At 72.0% G+C, this 20,367-nt stretch carries 1 protein-coding gene; it reads right to left on the bottom strand.

The annotated features are described in order from the left end of the window. Positions 1-49: 49 nt before the first annotated feature. On the bottom strand, positions 50-20,365 hold the full coding sequence (locus tag OHS33_RS27255; RefSeq protein WP_330333036.1) for a type I polyketide synthase: 20,316 nt from the start codon (positions 20,363-20,365) through the stop codon (positions 50-52). Positions 20,366-20,367 lie beyond the last annotated feature (2 nt).

Here is a 20,367-nt window from a genome sequence, read left to right as displayed (position 1 = left end):
GGGCGCCGCCGCCGGGGACGGACCCGGCGGCGCGCCCTGTGGGCGAGGTTCAGCCCTGGCCGAACTTCTTGTCGATGAGGGCGAACAGTTCGTCGTCGCTGGCCTCTTCGATTACGTGGGCCCCGGTCTCGCCCTCCGTCTGACGGGCGTCGTTCCACTGGGCCAACAGGGTCTGGAGGCGTACCGCGACCCGTGCGTGGGCCGCCTCGTCACCGGCGGCCGCGGACAGCTCCGCCGGATCCATCGAGGAGAAGGTGCTCTCCAGCCGGTCGAGTTCCTCCAGTACGGAGAGCTTGCGCTCCGCCGCGTCCGGGGCCACCTCGCTCAGCAGGTGCTGGGCGAGGGCGGCCGGGTTCGGGTAGTCGTAGATCAGCGTGGCCGGGAGCCTCAGACCGCCGGCCGCACCGAGTCGGTTACGCAGCTCGACCGCGGTCAGCGAGTCGAAGCCGAGCTCCTTGAAGGCCTGTTCGCCACCGATGTTCTCTGCTGACCCGTACCCGAGTACGGCGGCCACTTGGCCGCGTACCAGGTCCAGTACGGTCCGCTCCCGCTCGGCGGCGGACAGCTCGGCCAGTCGCTGGGCGAGCGTCCGCTCCGCGGCGCCGTCCGTGGGCACGGTGCCCGCAGCGCGGTCCGCGCTCTGCGCCGACCTGCGCACCGGAGTCCGCACCAGTCCGCGGAACATCGGCAGGATGCCGCCGTCCGCCGCCCGGGCCCGCAGGGTCGGGACATCGATCCTGACCGGTACGAGCACGGGCTCGTCCGCCGCGAGGGCCGCGTCGAAGAGGGCGAGCCCTTCCGCCGCCGACAGCGGTGCGACACCGCCGCGCCCGGCCCGGCCCAGTTCTGCCTCGGTCAGCCTGCCCGCCATGCCCCGTTCCTCGGCCCACATGCCCCAGACGAGGGACAGTGCGGTGAGTCCACGGGCCGTGCGGTGCCGGGCGAGGGCGTCGAGGAAGACATTCGCCGCCGCGTAGTTGGCCTGCCCCGCGCCGCCGAGCGTTCCGGCGGCGGCGGAGAAGAGGACGAACGCCGACAGGTCGAGGTCCTTGGTCAGCTCGTGGAGGTGGAGCGCCGCCTCCGCCTTGGGCCGCAGCACCCGGTCCACCCGTTCGGGGGTGAGCAGGTCCACGACGCCGTCGTCCAGGACGGCCGCGGTGTGCACGACGGCCGTCAGCGGCTGCTCGGCGGGTACGGACTCCAGCAGCGCGGCCAGCGCGCCCCGGTCGGCCACGTCACAGGCCGCCCAGGTGACCTGCGCCCCCAACCCTGCCAACTCATCGGCGAGTTGTACGGCGCCGTCCGCGGCGGCGCCCCTGCGGCTGGTGAGCAGCAGATGCCGTACGCCGTGCTCCGCCACCAGGTGCCGGGCGAAGAGCCCGGCGAGCCCGCCGGTCGCCCCGGTGATCAGGACCGTGCCCCGCGGATCGATACGGCGACCGCCGGTGTCACCCGTGTCACCCGGGGCCACCTCCGCGCCAACCCTGACCAGGCGCGGCGCGTGCAACATGCCGTCGCGTACGGCCAGTTCGGACTCCTGGGAGGCGATGGCGCCCGGCAAGGCCCGGAGGGAGGCGTCCGCCCCGTCGAGGTCGACGAGGACGAACCGGTCCGGGTGCTCGGTCTGTGCGGCACGCAGCAGACCCCACACCGGAGCGTGGGCGAGGTCCCGCACCTCGGTGTCCCCGCCCGTGGCCACCGCTCCGCGGGTGACGACGACCAGACGCGCTCCGGCGAACCGGCCGTTGTCCAGCCAGCCCCGCACGGTCGCGAGCGCCCGGTGCGTGGCCTCGCGCACCGCCTGGGCGAGCCGCGCGACCTCCTCCGCCGAGTCGACGGAGGCAACCGCGTCCGAGGCCGCGGCGAACGACACCACCACCGTTTCGGGCATCGCCAGCCCGGCCGCGACGGCCGAGTCGAGCGCCGCGAGGTCGTCGTACGCCTCGGCGGTCAGACCCGCCCGCTCCAACGCGCCCACGAGGAAGCCCTCGTCGCCGCTGATGCCGGTGCCGGTGCCGGGGGTACCGAGCACCGCGAAGTCCGCGGAGGCCGGGGAAGCCGGGCGCCCCGGAGCCGTCGTCCGCACCCAGTCGAGGCGGAACAGCGAATCGTGGGCTCCGTCCGGGACCGCCGCCGCGTACCGCTCGGCGTCGACCGCCTCCGTGACCAGCGACCCGACCGTTGCGACCGGCGCACCCTGTGTGTCGGTCAGGACGACGGAGACCGTGTCCTGACCGCCCGCGGTGATCCGCAGGCGCAGGGCGTCCGCTCCGCCCGCGTGCAGCCGCACCCCGCGCCAGACGCGGGGCATCCGTCCCGTACCACCGATGCCGGATTCGGCGGCGGTCGTACCGGCAGCGTCGGCCGCGCCGGCCGCCAGGGCCTGCGAGGCGGCGTCGAGCAGCGCCGGGTGCAGGGCGAACCGGCCTGCGGACGGCGTCAGTTCATCGGAGAGCCGCGCCTCCGCGAACACCTCCTCGCCCCGCACCCACACCTGGGTCAGCGTCCGGAAGCCCGACCCGTGGTGGAGCCCCGCGGCCGCCAGTCGCTCGCGTACCGCGGTCACATCAACCTGCTCGGCTCCAGCGGGGGGCCACTCGCCGGTGCCCGTGTCGGAGTCGCCGCCCGTGCTGGAATCGGCGCCGCCGGTGGAAAGGAGACCAGTGGCGTTACGGGACCAGGCCCCGCCGGGGACCCCGCCCCCCTCGGCCGCCTCGACACGGCTGTGCACCTGCACGGACCGGCGCCCTCGGTCGTCCGCCCCGCCCACGCCGAGCCGCAGTTGCACGGCCCCCTTCTCGGGCAGTACGAGCGGCGCCTCAAGCGTCAGCTCCTCCAGTTCCTCGCATCCGACCTCGTCCCCGGCGCGCACGGCCAGCTCGACGAACGCCGCGCCGGGCACCACGACGGTGTCCGCGACCACGTGATCGGCGAGCCAGGGGTGCGTACGGAGGGAGAGCCGCCCGGTGAACAGGAAGCCGTCCGAGTCCGGCAGCTCGACGGCCGCACCCAGCAACGGATGGTCGGCCGATCCGATCCCCGCCGAGGCCACGTCCTCGAACTCGGCGAAGGAATCCACCCAGTAGCGCGTGCGCTGGAAGGCGTAGGTGGGGAGGTCGACGCGCTGGGCGCCGATCCCGGCAGCGGAGCCGGAGTAGTACGTCTCCCAGTCGACGGCGATGCCCTGAGTGTGTACGCGGGCGAGGGCCGTAGTGATCGTCTCTGCCTCGGGACGCCCCTTGCGGAGCACGGGCACGAACAGCGCGTCACCGCTGGTGCTGGTGACACAGTCCTGGGCCATCGCCGACAGGACCCCGTCGGGGCCGAGTTCGACGTACGCCGTGACCCCCGCGGCCTCCAGGGCCCGGATTCCGTCCAGGAAGCGGACGGCCTCGCGGACGTGCCGCACCCAGAAGTCCGCCGAGCCCATCTCGTCAGTGACGAGAGCGCCGGTGAGGTGCGAGACGACGGGGATGCGCGGAGCCTCGTACGACAGACCCTCCGCCACCTTGCGGAAGTCGGCGAGCATGCCGTCCATGTGCGGCGAATGGAACGCGTGACTGACCGTGAGCCGCTTGGACTTGCGGTCCGGGAAGGACCCGACGATCGCCTCCGCGTCCGCCTTGTCACCCGCGATGACGACCGACTGGGGGCCGTTGATGGCGGCAATGCTCACGCGGTCGGTCAGCAGCGGCAGGACTTCGTCCTCCGATGCCTGGATCGCGATCATCACACCGCCGGTCGGCAGCGCCTGCATCAGCCGGCCACGAGCCTCCACCAGCGTGCACGCGTCGTCCAGCGAGAACACCCCGGCCACATGCGCGGCCGCGATCTCACCGATCGAATGACCGGCCAGGAAGTCGGGCCTCAGACCCCAGCTCTCCACCAGCCGGAACAGCGCCACCTCGACCGCGAACAACGCGGGCTGCGTATAAGCGGTCCGGTCGATGAGGTCGCTCTCGTGGCCCCCGAACAGCACGTCCTTCAGCGGGACTTCGAGATCCATCCGCGCGCACACCGCATCGAGCGCATCCGCGAACACCGGATACGTCTCGTACAGCTCACGGCCCATCCCCAGCCGCTGGCTCCCCTGCCCCGTGAACAGGAAGGCCACTTGCTGATCCGGCCGCGCGATGGCCTGTACGACCTCCGCGGCGGACTCTCCCGACGCCAGCGCCGTCAGTGCCTGCCGGAACTCCGCCCGGTCTCCCGCCACGAGCACGGCCCGGTGGTCGAACGCCGCCCGGCCGGTGGCGAGCGAGTGACCGACGTCCACCGGCCGCAGCCCGGAGTGGGCGTCGACGTGGGCGAGCAGCCGTTGCGCCTGCTCACGCAGGGCGGCTTCGGTCTTGCCCGCGAGGGGCCACGCCGAAACGGCGGAGCCGGTCTCCGGAATCGCGGCGTCGGGCTCGTCCTTCTCCGGGAGCGGCGGTGCCTGCTCCAGGATGGTGTGCGCGTTCGTACCGCTCACACCGAACGACGAGATGCCTGCCCGGCGCGGGCGGCCGGTCTCCGGCCACTCCCGCCGCTCGGTCAGCAGCGCGATGTCACCGGCCGACCAGTCCACGTGGGGGGTCGGCTCGTCCACGTGCAGGGTCTGCGGCAGCACCCCGTGCTGCATGGCGAGGACCATCTTCATCAGACCGGCGACACCGGCCGCGGCCTGCGTGTGCCCGATGTTGGACTTGATGGAACCGAGCTGCAGCGGCCGATCGGCCGGGCGGTCCTGCCCGTACGTGGCGAGCAGGGCCTGCGCCTCGATCGGGTCCCCGAGCTTGGTACCGGTCCCGTGCGCCTCGACCGCGTCGATGTCGGCGGCGGTCAGGCCTGCGCTCGCGAGAGCGGCGCGGATGACGCGCTGCTGCGACGGGCCGTTCGGAGCCGTGAGCCCGTTGCTCGCGCCGTCCTGGTTGACGGCGGAGCCGCGGACCAGGGCCAGGACCGGGTGACCGTTCCGTTCGGCGTCGGAGAGGCGCTCCACCAGGAGCATCCCGACACCCTCGCCCCAGCCCGTACCGTCCGCGGCCGCAGCGAACGCCTTGATACGTCCGTCCTCCGCGAGCCCGCGCTGACGGCTGAACTCGGCGAAGGCACCCGGCGTGGACATCACCGTCACACCGCCTGCGAGCGCCAGCGAGCATTCGCCGTTGCGCAGCGCCTGCACCGCGAGATGGAGCGCTACCAGGGACGCCGAGCACGCGGTGTCGACGGTGACCGCGGGGCCCTCCAGGCCGAACACGTACGAGAGCCGGCCGGAGACGACACTCGCCGAGTTTCCGGTGCTCATGAAGCCGTCGCCGCCGTCCGCGGAGTTCAGCACGAGCGAGAGGTAGTCCTGGCCGTTGGTGCCGACGAAGACACCGGCCTGGCTGCCCCGCATCGAGAGCGGGTCGATCCCGGCCCGCTCGAAGGCCTCCCAGGACGTCTCCAGCAGCAGACGCTGCTGCGGGTCCATGGCGAGGGCCTCGCGCGGCGAGATCCCGAAGAAGCCGGGATCGAAGTCGGCCACGTCGTAGAGGAACCCGCCCTCACGTGCGTACGGGGCGTCCTCCTCGGACTGCGGTCCGAACAGCGACTCCGCGTCCCAGCCACGGTCTTCCGGGAACGCGCCGATGGCGTCGCCGCCCGTCGCCAGCAGCTGCCACAGGTCCTCGGGGGTCCGTACGCCGCCGGGGAAGCGGCAGCTCATGGCAACGATCGCGATCGGATCGTCGTCGGTGGCAGCGACGTTGGGCACCGGACCGGACGCCACGACCTGCGTACCGAGCAACTCGCCCCGCAGGTACTCCGCCAGGGCAGCGGACGTGGGGTAGTCGTAGATCAGCGTGGCCGGGAGCCGAAGCCCGGTGGCCGCGCCGAGCCGGTTGCGCAGTTCGACGGCCGTGAGCGAGTCGAAGCCGAGCTCCTTGAACGCGCGCGCCGCGCCGACGCTTTCCACGCCGGCGTGACCGAGTACCGCGGCGACCTCCTTGCGCACGAGATCGAGCAGCAGCCGGTCGCACTCGGCGGCCGACAGCGCCGTAAGCCGCTCCGCGAGCGAGTGGCGACCACCGTGGACAGCTCCGCCGTCCCGGCCCTCGTCGCCGCTCTGCGGAGCCAGAGCCCGCTGGGCCTCGGGCAGTTCGGCGAAGAGTTTGGTCGCCCGTGCGGCGGTGAAACCGGGTGCGAACCGCTCCCATTCCACGTCCACGACGGTGACGACCGTGTCGTTCGCGTTCACCGCCCGCTGAAGGGCGTTGACGGCCGCCTCACTCTGCATGGGCGGTACGCCGCCACGGCGCATGCGGGCTTCGAGTGCCTCGTCGGCGGCCATACCGCCCTCGGCCCACGGACCCCACGCGATGGACGTCGCCGCGAGACCGTCGGCGCGCCGCTGCTCGGCCAGAGCATCCAGGTAGGCGTTGGCGGCCGCGTAGTTGGCCTGGCCCGCCGTACCCCAGGTACCTGTGACGGAGGAGAAGAGGACGAAGGCGGACAGTTGGATGCCGAGGTCGGCCGTCAGCTCGTGCAGGTTGCGGGCGGAGACGGCCTTGGCGCGCAGGACGCTGTCGATACGGTCCGGGGTGAGAGCGTCGAGGACGCCGTCGTCCAGAACACCGGCCGTGTGGACCACAGCGGTCAGAGTCCCGGCCTCGGCAGAGAGCAGGGCGCGCAGGGCGTCGCGGTCAGCGGCGTCACACGCCACGACCGATGTCTCGACCCCGAGGGCGGTCAGCTCTTGGACGAGTTCCGCCGCACCCGGAGCGTCCGGACCACGACGACTGGTCAGAACCAGACGCTCAGCGCCCGCCCCTGCCAGCCAACGCGCGACCCGGCCACCCAGTGCGCCCGTACCCCCCGTGACCAGGACCGTCCCAGACGGAGCCCAGGACGGCGCCCCCTCGGCTCGCGGCGCACGCACCAGACGACGGCCGAACACACCAGACGACCGAACCGCGACCTGATCCTCAACCCCACCCGCAAGCACAGCGACAAGACGGGACACAGCCCGCTCATCCAGCACCTCAGGCAGGTCGACCAGCCCGCCCCAACGCTCGGGGACCTCCAGAGCGGCAACCCGCCCCAGACCCCACACCTGCGCCTGAACCGGCGACAGAAGCCGGTCCGAACGGCCAACGGAGACAGCCCCACGGGTCAGGCACCACAACGGCGCCTCCACCCCGGCATCACCCAACGCCTGCACCAAACCAGCAGTCGCCAGCAGCCCCTCAGACTCATCCAGCCCAAGAAGCGAAACCACACCCGCAGGCGAACCCACCTCGGCCAGCAACCCAGCCAGCCCCACCCGATCCACACCCGCCTCAACCACAACCCGGCGGACCTCAACACCACACCCCTCCAGCGCACCCACCACAGCCGAGTCATCCACACCCCCAGCCAGCGAAACCACCACCCAAGAGCCGGACAACCTTGGCGTCGAGACATCAGCCAGCGGCTTCCACGACACCCGGTAGCGCCAGCCCTCCACCTCCGACTGGGCACGCCGGTCGCGCCGCCACGCCGACAGCGCAGGAAGTACCTCGCCGAGGGGCGTCTCGTCCACGTCCAGCTCTGCGACCAGCGACGCGAGATCCTCCCGCTCCACCGCATCCCAGAACCGGGCGTCCACCACATCGACGCCCCCGTCGACCGGAGCAGCAGCCGTCGACGACGCCACCGGCCAGTACCGCTGTCGCTGGAAGGGGTAGGTCGGCAGATCGACCCGCTGGGCACCGGTCCCATAGACCGAGTGCCAGTCGACCGCGACGCCCCTGACGTGTGCCTGGGCAAGGGTGGCCATCACCGTCTCGGCTTCGGGCCGCCCCTTCCGCAGGATGGGAACGAACGCCGCTCCGCCTTCGGTCACACACTCCTGAGCGAGGGCGGACAGGATTCCGTCGGGGCCGAGTTCGACGTACGTCGTAACACCCGCGGCCTCCAGGGCCCGAATACCGTCCAGGAAACGGACGGCCTCACGGACGTGACGCACCCAGAACTCAGCCGAGCCCATCTCGTCGGTGACCAGGGCCCCGGTGAGGTTCGAGACGACCGGGATGCGCGGAGCCTCGTACGACAGGCCCTCCGCCACCACCCGGAGGTCCTCCAACATGCCGTCCATGTGCGGCGAATGGAACGCATGACTCACCGTGAGCCGCTTGGACTTACGGTCCTTGAACGCGTCCACGATCCTCGCCGCGTCGGCCTCGTCACCCGCGATCACGACCGACTGCGGACCATTGACCGCAGCGATACTCACCCGGCCGGTCAGCAGCGGCAGGACCTCGTCCTCCGACGCCTGGACGGCGATCATCACGCCACCACCAGGCAGCGCCTGCATCAACCGCCCACGAGCCTCAACCAGAGCGCACGCGTCATCGAGCGACAGCACCCCAGCCACATGCGCGGCCGCGATCTCACCGATCGAATGCCCGGCCACGAAGTCCGGCTTCACACCCCACGACTCGACCAGACGGAACAGCGCCACCTCGACCGCGAACAACGCCGGCTGGGTGTGGGCGGTCTCGTCCAGCAGACCCGCATCAGCCCCGAACAGCACGTCCTTCAGCGGCAGTTCAAGCCGCGCACACACCGCATCCAGAGCCCGCGCGAAGACGGGATACGCCTTGTACAGCTCACGCCCCATCCCCAGACGCTGACTCCCCTGCCCCGTGAACAGGAACGCCAACTTCCCGCCCACCGGCGAACCTTCCACCAGCCCCGCCGCCGAACCGCCGTCCGCCAGCGCCGCAAGCCCTGCGAGCAGTCCTTCGCGACCCTCTGCCACCACCGCCGCTCGGTGCTCGAACGACGAGCGGCCAGTCGTCAGCGTGGAGCCGACGTCGGACAGACGCATGTCGGGAGCGGCGATCAGCCGTGCGCGCAGGCTCGCGGCCTGGGCCCGGAGCGCGGAGTCACTCTTCGCCGAGAGCGTCAGGGGAACGAAGTCCGGTTCCACTGAGCCGGATTCGGCCTCCTCGGTCTCCTTCGGCACCAGCACCGGCGCCTGCTCGATGATCGTGTGGGCGTTGGTTCCGCTGAAGCCGAACGACGACACACCTGCCCGGCGGGGACGCCCGGTCTCCGGCCACTCCCTCTGCTCGGTCAGCAGCGCGATGTCACCGGCTTCCCAGTCGACCTGCGGTGACGGTGCGTCGATGTGGAGGCTCTGCGGCAGTACGCCGTGCTCCATGGCCAGCACCATCTTGATCACTCCGGCGACACCGGCCGCGGCCTGTGTGTGCCCGATGTTCGACTTGATGGAACCGAGCTGCAGCGGCCGATCGGCGGGGCGGTCCTGCCCGTACGTGGCGAGCAGGGCCTGCGCCTCGATCGGGTCACCCAGCGTCGTACCGGTACCGTGCGCCTCGACCGCGTCCACGTCAGCGGCGGAGAGGCCGGCGCTCGCGAGAGCGGCGCGGATGACGCGCTGCTGCGAGGGGCCGTTCGGAGCCGTGAGGCCGTTGCTGGCGCCGTCCTGGTTGATCGCCGAACCCCGCACGATCGCCAGGACCGGGTGCCCGTTCCGCTCGGCGTCGGACAGCCGCTCCACCAGGAGCATGCCGACGCCCTCGCCCCAGCCCGTACCGTCCGCGGCCGCAGCGAACGCCTTGATACGGCCGTCGGCGGCGAGCCCACGCTGACGGCTGAACTCGATGAACGTGCCCGGTGTCGACATCACCGTCACACCACCGGCGAGCGCCAGCGAGCATTCGCCGGTGCGCAGGGCCTGGATCGCCCAGTGCAGGGCGACCAGCGAGGACGAGCAGGCCGTGTCGACCGTGACCGCCGGGCCTTCCAGGCCGAACACGTACGAGAGCCGGCCGGAGACGACGCTCGCCGCGTTGCCGGTGCCCAAATGGCCTTCGAGGCCCTCGGGTTCTTCCAGCAGTACGGAGAGGTAGTCCTGGCCGTTGGTGCCGATGAAGACACCGGCCTGGCTGCCCCGAAGTGTCTCGGGGTCGATCCCCGCCCGCTCGAACGCTTCCCAGGACGTCTCCAGCAGCAGTCGCTGCTGCGGGTCCATGGCGAGGGCCTCGCGCGGCGAGATCCCGAAGAAGTCCGCGTCGAAGTCGGCGGCGTCGTAGAGGAACCCGCCCGCGCGGGCGTAGAAGGTGCCCTGCGCGCTGGGATCGGCGTCGTACAGCGCATCGATGTCCCAGCCACGGTCCAGCGGCAGATCCGAGATGGCGTCGCCGCCGGTGGACAGCAGCTGCCAGAGGTCTTCCGGAGTCCGTACGCCACCGGGGAAGCGGCAGCTCATCGCCACGATCGCGATCGGATCGTCGTCAACGGCGGCGACGTTGGACACCGGACCGGACACCACGACCTGCTTGCCGAGCAGTTCGGCACGGAGGTGGGCGGCGAGCGCCGTCGGCGTCGGGTAGTCGTAGACGAGCGTGGCCGGGAGCCGAATCCCGGCAGCCGCTCCGAGGCGGTTGCGCAGCTCGACGGCGGTCAGCGAGTCGAAGCCGATCTCCCTGAACGCGCGTCCCGCCTCGATGTCCTCGGCGCCGGAGTGGCCCAGCACCTCGGCCACCTGGGCACACACGAGTTCCAGGAGGAACGGCTCATGGTCGGCCTGGGCCATGCCCTGAAGCCTCAGGGCGAGCGACGATTCGGCGTGCTCCGGGCGGGCGTCCGCGTTCTCCGGGCCGCGCATGGCAGCCGCCGCCTCGGGCAGTTCGGCGAGCAGGTTGCCGGCTCGTACGGCGGTAAAACCGGGCGCGAACCGTGCCCAGTCGAAATCCACGACGGTCAGAGCGGCATCGGCGGAACCAACGGCCTGCCGAAGAGCCGAGATGGCAAGCTCCGCGTCCATGGGCGGTACGCCGCCACGGCGCATGCGGGCTTCGAGTGCCTCGTCGGCGGCCATGCCGCCCTCGGCCCACGGACCCCAGGCAAGCGATGTCGCCGCGAGACCATCCGCACGCCGCTGCTCGGCCAGAGCATCCAAGTAGGCGTTGGCAGCCGCGTAGTTGGCCTGACCGGCCGCACCCACCGTGCCACTCATCGAGGAGAAGAGGACAAAGGCGGAGAGTTCAATACCCAGCTCAGCCGTCAGCTCGTGCAGGTTGAGCGCCGAGAGCGCCTTGGCACGCAGAACGCCGTCGAAACGGTCCGGGGTCAGCGCATCCAACACCCCGTCGTCCAGCACACCCGCCGTGTGAACCACAGCGGTCAGAGCCGTGGCCTCAGCAGAGAGCAGGGCACGCAGAGCATCACGGTCCGCGGCGTCGCACGCCACGACTGATGTCTCGACACCGAGACCGGTCAACTCCTGGACGAGTTCCGCCGCACCCGGAGCATCCGGACCACGACGACTGGTCAGAACCAGACGCGATACGCCCGCCCCCGCCAGCCAACGCGCCACCCGGCCACCCAGAGCACCCGTACCCCCCGTCACCAGCACCGTCCCAGACGGGGACCACGCGCCCTCGGCCCGCGGCGCACGCACCAGACGACGGCCGAACACACCTGACGGCCGAACCGCGACCTGATCCTCAACCCCACCCGCACCAGCAAGCACACCGACAAGACGGGACACAGCCCGCTCATCCAGCACCTCAGGCAGATCGACCAGCCCGCCCCAACGCTCCGGAACTTCCAGAGCGGCAACCCGGCCAAGCCCCCAGACCTGCGCCTGAACGGGTGAGACCAGCCGATCCGAACGACCTACGGAGACAGCCCCACGGGTCAGGCACCACAACGGCGCCTCCACCCCGGCATCACCCAACGCCTGCACCAAACCAGCAGTCGCCAACAACCCCCCGGACTCACCCAGCCCAAGAAGCGAAACCACACCCGCAGGCGAACCAACATCGGCCAGCAACCCAGCCAGCCCAACCCGATCCACACCCGCCCCAACCACAACCCGGCGGACCTCAACACCACACCCAACCAGCGCGGCCACCACAGCCGAGTCATCCACACCCCCAGCCGGCGAAACCACCACCCAAGAACCGGACAACCCCGACGTCGAAGCATCAGCCAGCGGCTTCCACGACACCCGGTAACGCCAGCCCTCCACCTCCGACTCCGTACGGCGTCGGAGACGCCACGCCGAAAGAGCGGGGGCCAGTTCGCTGAAGGGGGCGTCGTCGTCCACGTCCAGCTCCGCGGCCAGCGACGCGAGGTCCTCCCGCTCCACCGCATCCCAGAACCGGGCGTCCACCACGTCGACAGCCTCGGCAACGGCCGGGCCACCGGTGGACAGGACGGTCTCCGGCCAGTAGCGCTGCCGTTGGAAGGCGTACGTCGGCAGATCAATCCGCTCAGCGCCCGTACCGGCGAAGAACGCCGACCAGTCGACCTCCACACCCCGCACATGCGCCTGAGCCAACGCGGTCACCGCGGTCTCGGCCTCGGGACGGCCAGAACGCAGGACCGGCACGAAAGCAGCAGCACCATCCTCACTGACACACTCCTGCGCCAGCGCCGACAGCACACCGTCCGGGCCGAGTTCGACGTACGTCGTAACCCCAGCAGCCTCCAACGCCCGGATCCCGTCCAGGAAGCGCACAGCCTCCCGGACATGACGCACCCAGAAGTCGGCCGAGCCCATCTCGTCCGAGACCAGCGCACCCGTCAGATTCGACACCACCGCAATACGCGGAGCCTCGTACGACAGGCCCTCCACCACAGCCCGGAAGTCCTCCAACATGCCGTCCATGTGCGGCGAATGGAACGCATGACTCACCGTGAGCCGCTTGGACTTACGGTCCTTGAAAGCGTCCACGATCTCCACCGCGTCGGCCTCATCGCCCGCGATCACAACCGACTGCGGACCATTGACCGCAGCGATACTCACCCGGTCCGTCAGCAGCGGCAGGACCTCGTCCTCCGACGCCTGCACCGCGATCATCACGCCACCACCAGGCAGCGCACCCATCAACCGCCCACGAGCCTCCACCAGCACGCACGCATCGTCCAGGGACAGCACCCCAGCCACATGCGCGGCCGCGATCTCACCGATCGAATGACCCGCCACGAAGTCCGGCCTCAGACCCCAGCTCTCCAGGAGCCGGAACAACGCCACCTCAACCGCGAACAACGCAGGCTGCGTATAAGCGGTCTCATCCAGCAGACCCGCATCAGCCCCGAACAGCACGTCCTTCAAGGGCAGTTCAAGCCGCGCACACACCGCGTCCAGAGCCCCCGCGAAGACGGGATACGCCTCGTACAGCTCACGGCCCATCCCCAGCCGCTGACTCCCCTGCCCCGTGAAGAGGAAAGCGAGCCCGCCACCGGAGGTCGTGCCCCGCACCAGACCGGGCACCTGCTCGCCCGCCGCCAGGGCGTCGAGTCGCGCGGTCAGTGCCTGGCCGTCCGACGGGGCGCCGATCAGTACCGCGCGGTGCTCCAGTGCGGCGCGGCTCGTGGCCAGGGAGTAGCCGAGGTCGAGTGCTTCCAGGGCTCCTGAGCCCGTCACGAGGGCGGTCGCGGCCGGGCGCAGGCGTTCCGCCTGGGCCCGCAGGGCCGCCGCCGTGCGGCCGGAGACGAGCACCGGCAGCACGGGCAGCGCCGGGAGGGACCGGGCCGCGGGGGTGCCCGTCGGCGAGTCGTCGCCGTGCGGGGTCCGCTCTGCCGCGTTCCTGGGGGCCTGTTCGATGACGGCGTGCGCGTTGGTGCCGCTGTAGCCGAACGAGGAGATGCCCGCCCGGCGCGGGCGGCCGGTCTCCGGCCACGCCCGCTGCTCGGTCAGCAGGGCGATGTCGCCCGCCGACCAGTCCACGTACGGCGTCGGCTCGTCGATGTGCAGGGTCTGCGGCAGTACGCCGTGCCGCATCGCCATGACCATCTTGATGATGCCGGCCGCTCCGGCCACGGCCTGGGTGTGGCCGATGTTGGACTTCACGGAGCCGAGCCACAGCGGCTGGTCGTCCGGGCGGCCCTGGCCGTAGGTCGCGAGGAGCGCCTGCGCCTCGATGGGGTCGCCGAGGGTGGTGCCGGTGCCGTGGGCCTCGACCGCGTCGACCTCGGCGGCCGACAGGCCCGCGTCGGCCAGCGCCTCGCGGATGACGCGCTGCTGGGACGGGCCGTTCGGCGCGGTCAGGCCGTTGCTCGCGCCGTCCTGGTTGACGGCGGTGCCGCGGACCACAGCGAGGACCGGGTGGCCGTTGCGCCGTGCGTCCGAGAGCCGCTCGACGAGCAGCAGACCGACGCCTTCGGACCAGCTCGTGCCGTCGGCGGCGGCGGCGAACGCCTTGATGCGGCCGTCGGCGGCGAGCCCGCGCTGGCGGCTGAACTCGGTGAACGCGCCGGGGGTGGACATGATGGTGACCGCGCCGGCGAGCGCCATGGAGCACTCGCCGCGCCGCAGGGCCTGGGCCGCGAGGTGCAGGGTGACGAGGGAGGACGAGCAGGCCGTGTCGACCGTGACGGCCGGGCCCTCCAGACCGAAGGTGTAGGAGAGGCGGCCGGAGACGACGCTGGCCGCGTTGCCCGTGCCCAGGTGTCCTTCGAGGCCGTCGGAGTCGTTCAGCCAGAGCTGGAGGTAGTCCTGGGCGTTGGAGCCGACGAACACGCCGGTCCGGCTGCCGCGCACGCTGGTCGGGTCGATGCCCGCGCGCTCGAAGGTCTCCCAGGTCGTCTCCAGGAGCAGCCGCTGCTGGGGGTCCATGGCGAGGGCCTCGCGCGGCGAGATCCCGAAGAAGGAGGCGTCGAACTCGGCGGCCTCGTGCAGGAATCCGCCCTCGCGGGCGTAGCTCGTGCCCTCTTGGTCGGGGTCGTCGCTGTAGAGGGTGTCGAGGTCCCAGCCACGGTCCGCCGGGAAGCCGGTGATGCCGTCGCGGCCGGTGACGAGCAGCTGCCACAGGTCCTCGGGGGATGCGATCCCGCCGGGGAAGCGGCAGCTCATGGACACGATCGCGATCGGATCGTCGTCGGCCCCGCCCGCCGTGTCCGTCACGCCCGCCAGGGCCGTGGACGGCACGGGGGCCGGGGCGGTGCCGGCGTCCGCCAGGTCGCCGATGATCTCCTCGCGGAGGTACCCGGCGAGAGCGGTCGCCGTCGGGTAGTCGAAGACGAGGGTGGCGGGGAGGCGCCGGCCGGTGGCGTCGCCGAGCAGGTTGCGCAGTTCGACGGCGGTGAGGGAGTCGAAGCCCAGCTCCTTGAAGGAGCGGCCGGGTTCGACGGCGGAGGGTCCGGGGTAGCCGAGAGCTGCGGCGACCTGCTTGCGTACGAGGTCGAGCAGCGTACGGTCCGCCTCGGCGGCCGAGAGCCCGGCGAGGCGCTGCCGCAGTCCGGACTCACCGCCCTGACCGGCCGCGCCACTGGCGGTACGGCGCGCGGGGACCCGTACGAGACCGCGCAGCAGCGGCGACATCGTGCCGGCCTGGGCCTGCGTGCGCAGGGCGGTCAGGTCGGCGCGCATCAGGACGGGTGCGGCCTCGTCGATGCGGTGGGCGAGGTCGAACAGCTCCAGGCCTTCGGCCGTGGTCAGCGGGGGCAGGCCGGCCCGCCGCATGCGGCTGATGTCGGCCTCGTCCAGGCTGCCGGCCATGCCCGCGCTGTCGGCCCACAGGGCCCAGGCCAGGGAGCTGGCGGCGAGCCCTTGGGACCGGCGGTACTGGGCGAGTGCGTCGAGGAACACGTTCGCCGCCGCGTAGTTGCCCTGTCCCGGGCCACCGAAGACGCCGCCGATGGAGGAGAAGAGCACGAACGCCGTGAGGTCGAGGTGCCGGGTCAGCTCGTGAAGGTTGCAGGCGGCGTCGACCTTGGGGCGCAGCACGGCCGAGAGCCGCTCGGGGGTCAGTGAGGCGATCACACCGTCGTCGAGCACACCGGCGGTGTGGACGACCGCGCCGAGCGGGTGCTCGGCGGGTATCGCGTGCAGTACGGCCGAGAGGGCGTCCCGGTCGGCGACGTCGCACGCGGCCCACGTCACCGAGGCGCCCGCCTCGGCCAGTTCGGCGCTCAGCCGTTCCGCTTCGGGGGTGGTGCCACCGCGGCGGCCCACCAGCAGCAGGTGCCGTACGCCGTGCTCGGCGACGAGACGGCGGGCGATCAGACCGCCGAGCATGCCGCCCGCGCCGGTGATCAGCACCGTCGATCCGGGCGCGTACTGCGCCGGGGCGGCGGCATCGTCCTGCGTCGCGGCCACACGGGCGAGCCGGAGTGCGTGTACGGAGCCTGCCCGCAGGGCGAGTTGAGGCTCAGCGAGGGCGAGCACGGCGGGCAGGGCGCGTACGGAGTCCTCGACCGCGTCGGTGTCGGTGTCGGTGTCGGTGTCGATCAGCAGCAGGCGGTCGGGGTTCTCGGACTGCGCGGAGCGCAGCAGACCCCAGACGGCCGCGTGTGCGGGGTCGGTGACCGTGTCGCCTTCGCCCGCCGCGACCGCACCCTGGGTGAGCACGACCAGGCGGGTGGCGGCGAACCGGTCCCCGGCGAAGGGCTCGTCACCGAACCAGGTCTGGACGAGTGCGAGGGCGTCGTGGGTGGCCGAGTGCACGGCCCGCGCGGACACGTCCGGCACGGCCGGTCCATCGGTGCCGGACCGCGCGTAGGGGGCGAACACGGCGTCCGGTGCGGCCGCTCCGGCCTCGACGGCCGCGGCCAGCTCGGCCAGGTCGGCGTAGAGCGCGACCTCGCCGGGCAGGTGGCCGCGCAGCGCGCGCACCAGCGCGTCGCGCGGTGAATCGCCCGCGTCCGCCGCTCCCGCTCCCAGTACGGCCCAGCGGCCGTGTGCCGTCGCGGCGTCGGTGCCCGCGTCGGGGGCCGCGGCGGCCGGCAGGGCCGTCCACTCAGCCCGGAACACCGACTCGTGGTAGGCGGTGCGCGCGGCCCGTACCTGCTCCTCCGATACGGTCCGCAGGACGAGCGAGTCGACGGTCGCGACGGGCGCGCCCGCGGCGTCCGCGATCTCCAGACGCACGCCGTTGGCGCCCGCCGGAGCGAGGTGCACGCGCAGCGCGTCCGCTCCGGCCGCGTGCAGGGTCACACCGCTCCACGCGAAGGGCAGCCGCCCTTCACCCTCGGTGCCGCCCAGCACACCGAGACCCAGCGCGTGCAGCGCCGCGTCCAGCAGGGCGGGATGCAGGCCGAAGTCCCGCGCGGTGGAGGCGGTTTCCTCGGGGAGCGCGACCTCGACGTAGACGCTCTCGCCGTGGCGCCACGCGGCCGTGAGGCCGCGGAACGCGGGTCCGTATCCCATACCGACCTCGGCGAGGTCCGCGTACAGGCTCTCCGTCGGGATCGCCTCGGCACCCGCCGGGGGCCACTGGACCGGCGCGAAGGCCGGCTGCGCCGCGCCGTGAGCGAGCACACCCCCGGCGTGCCGCGTCCACGGCTCGTCGGCCGCGCTGTCCTGCGTCCGCGAGGACAGGGTGAACGTACGCCGTCCCGTGCCGTCCGCGTCGGGCGCGCTGACGTGCATCTGCACCTGTACGCCGCCACGCTCGGGCAGCACCAGCGGCGCTTCCAGCGTCAGCTCCTCGACGACATCGCATCCGACCTGGTCACCGGCGCGCACCGCGAGCTCGACGAAGGCCGTGCCGGGGAGCAGGACGGTGTCCATGACCGCGTGATCGGCCAGCCAGGGGTGCGAGGCGAGACCGAGCCGCCCGGTGAAGAGGAAGCCTTCGGAGTCGGCGAGCGGCACCGCCGCACCCAGCAGCGGATGCCCCGCCTCCTCCAGCCCGGCCGCGCCCACGTCTCCGGCACGGCTGCCCGGCTCGATCCAGTAGCGCTGGCGCTGGAAGGGGTAGGTGGGAAGGTCGACGCGCCGGGCGCCGGTCCCGGCGTAGAACGCCTGCCAGTCGACGGGGATGCCGTTGACGTGGGCCGTGGCGAGGGCGGTGGTGACCGTCTCGGGCTCGGGGCGCGCCTTGCGGAGTACGGGGATGAAGACAGAGCCCTCGCCACCAGCACTCACGCAGTCCTGGGCGAGCGCGGACAGTACTCCGTCGGGGCCGAGTTCGAGGTACTTGGTGACGCCCGCGGCTTCCAGCGTGCGGATACCGTCCAGGAAGCGGACGGCCTCGCGGACGTGGCGGACCCAGAAGTCGGCCGAGCCCATCTCGTCGGTGACGAGGGCGCCGGTGAGGTTCGAGACGACGGGGATACGCGGAGCCTCGTATGAGAGGCCCTCCACCACAACCCGGAAGTCCTCCAACATGCCGTCCATGTGCGGCGAATGGAACGCGTGGCTGACCGTGAGCCGCTTGGACTTGCGGCCGGTGAACGACTCGGCGATCGCCACCGCGTCAGACTCGTCACCAGCAATGACCACGGCCTGCGGGCCATTGACCGCGGCAATGCTCACCCGGTCCGTCAGCAGCGGCAGGACCTCGTCCTCGGACGCCTGAACGGCGATCATCACGCCACCGCCCGGCAGCGCACCCATCAACCGCCCACGAGCCGACACCAGAGCACAGGCACCCTCCAGCGAAAACACCCCCGCCACATGCGCGGCCGCGATCTCACCGATCGAATGACCCGCCACGAAGTCCGGCCTCAGACCCCAGCTCTCCACCAGCCGGAACAACGCCACCTCAACCGCGAACAACGCGGGCTGCGTATAGGCGGTCTCGTTCAGGAGATCCGCAGCCGCCCCGAACAGGACGTCCTTCAGCGGTACTTCGAGATCCAACCGCCCGCACACCGCATCGAGCGCATCGGCGAACACCGGATACGTCTCGTACAGCTCACGCCCCATCCCCAGCCGCTGGCTCCCCTGCCCCGTGAACAGGAAGGCCAGCTTTCCGGCGACCGGCGAGCCCTTGACGAGACCCGCCGCCGAGCCGCCGTCCGCGAGGGCCGCGAGACCGGCCAGCAGCCCCTCACGGTCGGCGGCGACCACCGCCGCGCGGTCCTCGAAGGTCGCCCGGCCCGCCGCCAGGGACCCGGCGATGTCCACGGGACGCAGGCCGGGGTGCTCTTCGGCGTACGCGAGCAGCTGTCCGGCCCCGTCGCGCAGGGCGTCCCGGCCCTTCGCCGAGAGGAGCCAGGGCAGCGCCTTCGGCGGCGCGGCGGACTCCGGTTGCGCTGCCTCGTCCGCGACGGGGGCCTGCTCGATGATCGTGTGCACGTTCGTGCCGCTGACGCCGAAGGCGGAGACGCCGAACCGGCGCGGGCGCCCGGTCTGCGGCCACTCCACCGGCTCGGTCAGCAGCGCCACCGCGCCCGTCGACCAGTCGACGTGCGAGGTGGGCTCGTCGACGTGCAGGGTCCGGGGCAGCACCCCGTGCCGCATCGCCATGACCATCTTGATGATGCCTGCGACACCGGCGGCGTTCTGGGTGTGGCCGAGGTTCGACTTCAAGGAACCCAGCCACAGCGGCCGGCCGTCCGTGCGTCCTTGGCCGTATGTGGCGAGGAGTGCCTGCGCCTCGATGGGGTCGCCGAGGGTCGTACCGGTGCCGTGGGCCTCCACCGCGTCGATGTCCGCGGGGGTCAGCCGGGCGCTCTCCAGGGCCTGGCGGATGACCTTCTGCTGGGCGGGCCCGTTGGGGGCGGTCAGGCCGTTGCTGGCGCCGTCCTGGTTGACGGCCGAGCCCCGGACCACGGCGAGGATGTGGTGGCCGTTGCGGCGGGCGTCGGAGAGGCGCTCCACCAGGAGGACGCCGACGCCCTCCGACCAGCCGGTGCCGTCGGCCGACTCGGCGAAGGACCTGCAGCGGCCGTCGGGCGACAGGCCGCGCTGGCGGCTGAACTCGACGAAGACGTCCGGGCCCGCGAGGACGGTGACGCCCGCGGCCAGCGCGAGCGAGCACTCGCCCTGGCGCAGCGCCTGGACGGCCATGTGCAGGGCGACGGAGGAGGACGAGCACGCCGTGTCGATGGTGGCGGCGGGGCCCTCCAGGCCGAAGACGTAGGCGAGCCGGCCGGACAGGACGCTGGAGGCGGTGCCGGTGAGGAGGTGGCCCTCCACGCCGTCGGGGAGGTCGTGGGAGCCGGCTCCGTAGGCGTTGGCTGACGCGCCGACGAAGACGCCGGCCCGGCTGCCGCGCAGCGACGCGGGGTCGATCCCGGCGCGCTCGAAGACCTCGTGGGTGGTCTCCAGGAGCAGCCGCTGCTGGGGGTCCATGGCGAGGGCCTCGCGCGGCGAGATCCCGAAGAACGCGGGGTCGAAGTCGGCGGCGTCGTGCAGGAAGCCGCCGTCGCGGGCGTAGGTGGTGCCCTCGTGGTCGGGATCGGGGTCGTACAGCGACTCGATGTCCCAGCCGCGGTTGACGGGGAAGCCCGAGATGGCGTCGCCACCGCTCTCGACGAGTCTCCACAGGTCCTCGGGCGAGCTGACTCCGCCCGGGAAGCGGCAGCTCATGCCGACGATCGCGATCGGTTCGCGCGCGGCGTCGGTGAGCTCCTGGTTCCGGCGGCGCAGCCGCTCGGTTTCCTTGAGGGAGGCCCGCAGCGCTTCAACGACTTTTTCGTTGGGGGTTGTCATCA

Source organism: Streptomyces sp. NBC_00536, assembly GCF_036346295.1.
GTDB lineage: Bacteria > Actinomycetota > Actinomycetes > Streptomycetales > Streptomycetaceae > Streptomyces.
Note: the sequence above shows the minus strand (reverse complement) of the source record. Positions and strands in the feature narration are given on the sequence as shown.

What these genes read in the sequence shown, in the direction of transcription:
- OHS33_RS27255 (WP_330333036.1), bottom strand. Translation starts at nt 20,365, where the DNA reads ATGACAACCCCCAACGAAAAAGTCGTTGAAGCGCTGCGGGCCTCCCTC.